Annotated in this window: 1 protein-coding gene; it reads left to right on the plus strand. The window is 58.3% G+C overall.

Features of this window, described 5'->3' with window-relative positions:
* Window positions 1–91: 91 nt before the first annotated feature.
* Complete coding sequence (locus CRO48_RS31520) at window positions 92–1,120, plus strand: IS110 family RNA-guided transposase (protein ID WP_097143562.1); 1,029 nt, start codon at window positions 92–94, stop codon at window positions 1,118–1,120.
* The last annotated feature ends 277 nt before the right edge of the window (window positions 1,121–1,397 follow it).

Genomic DNA, 1,397 nt, shown 5'->3' on the forward strand with positions numbered 1-1,397 from the left:
TGAGAGCTGATGGAGTGGATGCCCCCTCCCGACGGCATCGCAATGTGCCAGAGTGATGTTCGCCAGAACGTCACTAGAGGAGAGAGCATCCATGAAGGAAGTTAGCATCGTTGGCCTGGACCTTGCAAAGCGGGTGTTTCAGGTTCATGCAGCCAGAAGCGATGGGAGTGTGGTCTTGCGCAGGAAACTGTCTCGAGGCCAAGTCGTCACCTTCTTTACTGAACTGCCCAAATGCATCGTCGCGATGGAGGCCTGCGCCACCGCGCATTACTGGGCGCGTGAGATCGGCAAACTTGGTCATGATGTTCGCTTGATCCCGCCGGCCTACGTTAAGCCCTTTGTCAAACGGCAGAAGAATGATGCGGCCGATGCAGAAGCGATCGTTGAAGCAGCGACCCGGCCGTCGATGCGGTTCGTCGTTCCAAAGACTGAATCCCAGCAAGCCTGCTCCATGCTTTTCCGGACGCGAGACCTCTTCGTCCGTCAGCGAACGCAGCTTATCAATGCCCTTCGCGCGCATCTGGCCGAGCATGGCGTCATTGCACCGCAGGGAATTGCGAGCCTGGCGTTGCTGGCGGAGATTGTTGAGGATCACGACACGGGCCTCGATCTTATCGTTGTGGAGACCGCTCGACTGTATCTGGAGCAGATAGGGGTGCTCTCTTCTCGGATCGCGTCGCTGGAAAAGGCGCTCAGATCGGAAGCGAAGCGTTCGCAGAGCACCGCCCGCCTTATGTCCATGCCCGGAATGGGGCCGATTACGGCAATGGCAGTAGAGGCTTTCGCGCCCACCATGGTGACCTTCAGAAGGGGACGAGATTTTGCGGCCTGGCTCGGCTTGGTGCCAAAACAGCATTCGAGCGGAGGGAAGCAGGTGCTCGGCCGAACGTCGAAGATGGGACAACGCGACATCCGTCGGCTTCTTATCATCGGCGCGATGACCGTCATTCGATGGGCATGTCGGAAAGCTCCACCCGAGCACTCGTGGCTGGCACGGATGCTAGCGCGCAAACCTCGTATGCTCGTTGCAATCGCCCTCGCCAACAAAATGGCTCGATCCGTCTGGGCAATGATGACCAAGAACGAAGATTACAAGGATTCCGCTCTGGCAGCAGCGTAAGATGGCTGAGCTGAAGTCAGGACGGATCGTCGGCGTGTGAGGAGGTCAGCGAACGGTAAGGACGAAGATCGGTGAGAGTGGGTCTGGGAATGCATCCGGGTCAGTGAGCCACGAGCTCGTAGAGCTGATTTTGCACCAGGTCCGCGTAGCTCCATACCGGCCAGCGGTCGTACTCGAGCCGCACAACAGGCCTGATACATGACCGCACCCGATCACACGTTCAAAACTGCTCGAAGAACTGCTTGCATGAACGGGGGCATCCATACATGACCCGGCG

The organism is Rhizobium subbaraonis (assembly GCF_900220975.1).
In the GTDB taxonomy this organism is placed as follows: Bacteria; Pseudomonadota; Alphaproteobacteria; order Rhizobiales; family Rhizobiaceae; genus Mycoplana; species Mycoplana subbaraonis.

Excerpts from the sequence above, each read along its gene's own strand:
- CRO48_RS31520 (WP_097143562.1), top strand. The coding sequence starts at position 92 with ATGAAGGAAGTTAGCATCGTTGGCCTGGACCTTGCAAAGCGGGTGTTT.